Annotated in this window: 6 protein-coding genes and 1 pseudogene; 1 reads left to right on the top strand and 6 read right to left on the bottom strand. The window is 63.8% G+C overall.

All coding sequences use genetic code 11. From position 1 onward, the window contains the following. Window positions 1–23: 23 nt before the first annotated feature. The 5 genes and pseudogenes from EN935_RS23035 to EN935_RS23015 form a co-directional block, all read right to left on the bottom strand. Entirely contained in the window at window positions 24–461 is a 438-nt protein-coding gene (locus EN935_RS23035) for a DUF3052 family protein (protein ID WP_127262242.1), read from the bottom strand. Between the two features lie 2 nt (window positions 462–463). Continuing rightward, window positions 464–2,299, bottom strand: a complete 1,836-nt coding sequence (sdhA, locus tag EN935_RS23030) for a succinate dehydrogenase flavoprotein subunit (protein ID WP_126066888.1) — start codon at window positions 2,297–2,299, stop codon at window positions 464–466. Between the two features lies 1 nt (window position 2,300). After that, entirely contained in the window at window positions 2,301–2,696 is a 396-nt protein-coding gene (gene sdhD, locus EN935_RS23025; protein WP_109663865.1) for a succinate dehydrogenase, hydrophobic membrane anchor protein, read from the bottom strand. Window positions 2,697–2,698: 2 nt separating this feature from the next. After that, window positions 2,699–3,118: a succinate dehydrogenase, cytochrome b556 subunit gene (sdhC, locus tag EN935_RS23020; RefSeq protein WP_109663862.1), complete on the bottom strand. Its 420-nt coding sequence runs from the start codon at window positions 3,116–3,118 to the stop codon at window positions 2,699–2,701. A 245-nt stretch (window positions 3,119–3,363) separates the two neighbouring features. Then, window positions 3,364–3,789, bottom strand: a pseudogene (locus EN935_RS23015) (hypothetical protein); the annotation flags it as partial. A 261-nt stretch (window positions 3,790–4,050) separates the two neighbouring features. Between EN935_RS23015 and EN935_RS23010 the strand changes: the two are divergent. After that, window positions 4,051–4,413 carry a hypothetical protein gene (locus tag EN935_RS23010; RefSeq protein WP_127262243.1) on the top strand — a complete coding sequence of 121 codons (363 nt, stop codon included), beginning with the start codon at window positions 4,051–4,053 and terminating at the stop codon, window positions 4,411–4,413. Here the strand turns inward: EN935_RS23010 and EN935_RS23005 are convergent. Next, a partial coding sequence (locus EN935_RS23005) for a diguanylate cyclase (protein WP_127373635.1) occupies window positions 4,397–4,653 on the bottom strand: 257 nt, incomplete at its 5' end. The genes EN935_RS23010 and EN935_RS23005 overlap by 17 nt on opposite strands.

Raw genomic sequence — 4,653 nt, 5'->3', positions numbered from 1 at the left:
CTTGGGAAGCGTCAGTTCGACCATTACCTGCGGTCCTTTCGGATGACGAGCTTCAGCCCGGACCAGATTTCATTGACGGCGGCGACCTTGACGTCAACAAGGTCGCGCTTCAGCGCCTCGGCGCGGACAACGCCCTCGGTGACGTCGGTGGCCACCTTCGATGCCTTCTTTGGCCAGGACACCCAGACCATGCCGTCGCGCTTGATCGCCGCCTCGACATCGCCGAGGCGATCCTCGATCTCGACACGCTGCCGGGTGAAGGCATGGACGGCGTCATACTTCAGGGTCGTTCCCGAAATCCGCGACCAGTCTGCCAGCCGGTCGACTTGAGCGAAGTCCATGGATTCGGCGAGATCGCTGAGGTCGTCGGGGAGCGCGATGAAAGCGGCGGTCATGCCGTGCTTCAGGCCGAGCTTGGCCGGAAGGGGCGTGCCGGAATATCCCGAGGCCGCCAGCGCCATCGTCAATACACCCTGGCCTTCGGCGCGATCTTGGCGAGGCTGATGCCGCCGTCCTTTTCCGCCAGCTGCGGCTCGGTGTGCACCGGCCGATAGGAGAGCGTCACCTTGCCGTCATCGCTGAGCCGCGCCAGCGTGTGCTTGCGCCAGTTGGCGTCGTCGCGGGCGGAAAAATCTTCCCGCGCGTGCGCGCCACGGCTCTCCTTGCGCGCCGCGGCGCCGTAGACCGTGGTGATGGCGTTGGCCATCAGGTTTTCCAGCTCCAGCGTCTCGACCAGGTCGGAGTTCCAGATCATCGAGCGGTCGTACACTTTGATGTCCTTGAGCTCGCTCCAGATCTGCGAAATGCGCTTGCAGCCACTGTCCAGCGATTCCTGCGTGCGGAACACCGCCGCATCTTCCTGCATAGCCTTCTGCATCTTCTCGCGCAGCACCGCCGTCGGCGTCGAGCCATTGGCGTGGCGAAGCCGGTCGAAGCGGTCCATGATCTTTTCGACCGAGGCCTCGTTGGGCGAAGGGATCGCCGAATTGCGGTCGATCACCTGGCCGGCCCGGATCGCCGCCGCGCGGCCGAACACCACCAGGTCGATCAGCGAGTTCGAGCCGAGCCGGTTGGCGCCATGCACCGAGGCGCAGCCGGCTTCGCCGACCGCCATTAGGCCGGGCGACACCTTGTCCGGGCTCCTGGCCGTCGGGTTGAGCACTTCGCCCCAGTAATTGGTTGGCACGCCGCCCATATTGTAGTGCACCGTCGGCAGCACCGGGATCGGCTCCTTGGTCAGGTCGACGCCGGCAAAGATCTTTGCCGATTCCGAAATGCCCGGCAGCCGCTCATGCAGGACGGCCGGATCAAGGTGGTCGAGATGCAGGAAGATGTGGTCCTTCTTCGGGCCGACGCCGCGGCCCTCGCGGATTTCCAGCGTCATGCAGCGCGAAACGACGTCGCGCGAGGCAAGGTCCTTGGCCGACGGCGCGTAGCGCTCCATGAAGCGCTCGCCCTCGGAATTGACGAGATAGCCGCCCTCGCCGCGCGCGCCTTCGGTGATCAGGCAGCCGGCGCCATAGATGCCGGTCGGGTGGAACTGCACGAACTCCATGTCCTGCAGCGGAAAGCCGGCACGCGCCGCCATGCCGCCACCGTCACCGGTACAGGTATGCGCCGAGGTGGCCGAGAAATAGGTGCGGCCATAGCCGCCGGTCGCCAGCACCACCATCTTGGCCGAGAAGCGGTGGATGGTGCCGTCGTCGAGATTCCAGGCGACGACGCCGGTGCAGGTGCCGTCCGGCTCCATGATCAGGTCAAGCGCGAAATACTCGATGAAGAACTGCGCATTGTGCTTCAGCGACTGGCCGTAGAGCGTGTGCAGCATGGCATGGCCGGTGCGGTCGGCGGCGGCGCATGTGCGCTGCACCGGCGGGCCTTCACCGAAATTCATCATCATGCCGCCGAACGGCCGTTGATAGATCTTGCCCTCTTCGGTGCGCGAGAACGGCACGCCGTAATGTTCGAGTTCATAAACCGCGGCGGGCGCCTGCTGGACCATGTATTCCTGCGCGTCGATGTCGCCCAGCCAGTCCGAACCCTTGACGGTATCGAAGAGATGCCATTGCCAATTGTCGGGACCCATATTGGCAAGCGAAGCGGCAATGCCGCCTTGCGCCGCCACAGTGTGCGAGCGCGTCGGGAACACCTTGGTGATGCAGGCGGTGCGCAGGCCCTGTTCGGCCATGCCGAGCGTGGCGCGCAGGCCGGCGCCGCCGGCGCCGACGACCACCACGTCGAACTTGTGGTCGACAAAGGTGTAGCCTGCCATGTTGGCTTGTTTCGCGTCCTTGGCCAACTCAGCCTCCGAATGTCAGCTTGAGCAGGGCGAAGATCGAGGCGACGCCGACCGCTATTGTGAAAAATGTGTTGAGCGCGATCAGCGCCAGCTTCATGCCTTCGCCATGCACGTAATCCTCGATGATCACCTGCATGCCGAGCCGCATATGGGTGAGCCCGGAGACGAGCACCAGGGCCATCACCAGCGCCACGAACGGATTGGCAAGGGCTGCCCGCACATGCTCATGGTCAGCGCCGTTGAGCGCGATCAGGAAACCGACGAAGAACAGCGTCAGCGGGATGTTGGCGATCGCGGTCAGGCGCTGGCGCCAGAAATGTCCGGTGCCCTCGCGGGCGGAACCCAGGCCGCGAACCTTCGCCAGCGGCGTGCGCATGTCGGAGTTGTTGCCGCTCATGATCAGGCCCCTCGCGCCATGTAGCCGGCGATCCAGATCAGCAGCGTGAGCAGGATCGAGCCGACCAGCGTCGCCCAGGCGATCTTCGAGGCCGTGTGCTTTTCGAGACCGGCGCCGGTGTCCCAGACCAGATGGCGCACACCACCCAGCATGTGATGCATCAGCGCCCAAGTGTAACCGAACAGGATCAACCTGCCGAGCCAGGTGCCGAAGGCCCAGTTGACCCAATCAAAGGTCGCCTGCGAGCTTGCCGCCGCCATCAGCCACAGGGCGACCAGCAGCGTGCCGAAATACAGCGCGCCGCCGGTGATGCGATGGATGATCGACATCGTCATGGTGATCGGCGGCCGGTAGATCGTCAGATGCGGCGAGAGTGGCCGTTCACGTCTGGCAAATTCGCGGGTGGCTGGTGATTTGCTCATGGCTCCCCCAGTTCGACGTCCGGAGCCGCGATGGAAAGCGGCATTTGCCGCCTTATGTATGACTTCGGACAGCCGGTTTCTAATGCTCTTTTTGCACCGCGTCAAAGCCAGAAAATCGTTTTGGAAACGTCATTTAGTCTGACAAAAAGGCAGGCTCGGGCTTCAATCGATTAGGGGCTGATGGCCCGCAGCCGGCTCTGTATCGCTGCAGTGCAGCATACGCTGCTCATTAGCCGTGCGGCCTGTCGCTTGCAGGTCTGCGGCGTCGAGCCCCTCTTCATCACCAGCGCCTCACGCCCGTCGATCACGATTGCGTTATGTGTGGCGGCCTCCTGGTAGCGGCTGGACTGGTTGGCGGGCGACGCCGCAAACTCTTCAGTCGCGCCATCCGGCTCGATCACACGCAACGATGAGCCGAGATTCTGAATGGTGATCGCGCTGCCATTGCCGCATCCATAGGTTGCCGTACCCACAGTGGATCGCGGCGCGGTGAGGTCGGTGGTGATCTTGGTTGAAGCTGCCGGGGGCGCCGCGGCTGCGATGGGTTGCTGAGCCGGCGCAGGCGAGACGACGGTATTGGCCGCTTTCGGTGCGCTGCCCTGTGGCACACAGGCAGCAACGATAACGAGCAACGGGAAAACAGACACCCAAATCGGCCGGCGTAGCGCCATATGCTGTCCTCCCGCGCGGCAAACCAGCCGCGATGCTCTGCCAAGATCAAGGTCATCCCGACGCCGGGACGGACACCGGCGCGATGGTGCGGTCAAGCATGGCCGAATGATGGCCACAGGGTTTTCCATCCAGTCGGATATTAACGGATATTAACCATGTTTACCGAGACATCGCCGCGAAACGCGTCAGCCTCTTAACAAAGGTTAAGAAAGGGTTAATTTCTGATTCGAGGAAGCTTTCCTCAAGACACGGAGGACGCCATGCGTTCGAATTCGGGCAGATCGCGCCTTGCGGCGCTCATAATGGCGGCCTCGGTCGTCGGCCTTGCAGCGCCAGCGCTCGCCGGCGCGCGGCATCAGGATCGCGTCTACGCCGATTCCTTCGGCAATCTCGTCATCGACAGCGCCGCCGGCTACAAGCGCATCCTCGTCGGCGAAGGCAGGCTGGCCAAGCAATTGTCCGACTACACCAGCGCCGGCCAGCCCAAGGTGATCTACGAGAACGAAGCCGACGAAATATCAGGCTACAGCGATTGCTACCGGCCGCCGGTGCTGGTGAAGGGCCGCTCCTATATGTACGGCCTCTCCGACGGCGAGATGCCCGAACTCAGCCCCTGCCGCTAGCTCCCATTCCGGCTGACGACCAGTTGCCGGCCGGCCCGGCGGAGACGCGCACGCAATCGCGCCCGGCATTCTTGGCCTGATAGAGCGCCTGGTCGGCGCGCCGCATCAGATCGGCAAAGTCTTCGCTCGGATGAAGTTCGGCGACACCGAAGCTCGCGGTGCAGCGGTTGTCCGCCGGCAACCCGTCGATGGGCAGCGCGCCGAAAGCGCTGCGCGTGCCCTCGGCGAACAGCCGCGCGG

The sequence above is a fragment of the Mesorhizobium sp. M7D.F.Ca.US.004.03.1.1 genome (assembly GCF_003998635.1).
Taxonomy (GTDB): Bacteria; Pseudomonadota; Alphaproteobacteria; order Rhizobiales; family Rhizobiaceae; genus Mesorhizobium; species Mesorhizobium loti.
The sequence above is the reverse complement of the archived record's forward strand: the minus strand, read 5'-3'. Positions and strand labels throughout refer to the sequence as shown.

Excerpts from the sequence above, each read along its gene's own strand:
- EN935_RS23035 (WP_127262242.1), bottom strand. The coding sequence starts at position 461 with ATGGCGCTGGCGGCCTCGGGATATTCCGGCACGCCCCTTCCGGCCAAG.
- sdhD (WP_109663865.1), bottom strand. The coding sequence starts at position 2,696 with ATGAGCGGCAACAACTCCGACATGCGCACGCCGCTGGCGAAGGTTCGC.
- sdhC (WP_109663862.1), bottom strand. The coding sequence starts at position 3,118 with ATGAGCAAATCACCAGCCACCCGCGAATTTGCCAGACGTGAACGGCCA.
- EN935_RS23010 (WP_127262243.1), top strand. The coding sequence starts at position 4,051 with ATGCGTTCGAATTCGGGCAGATCGCGCCTTGCGGCGCTCATAATGGCG.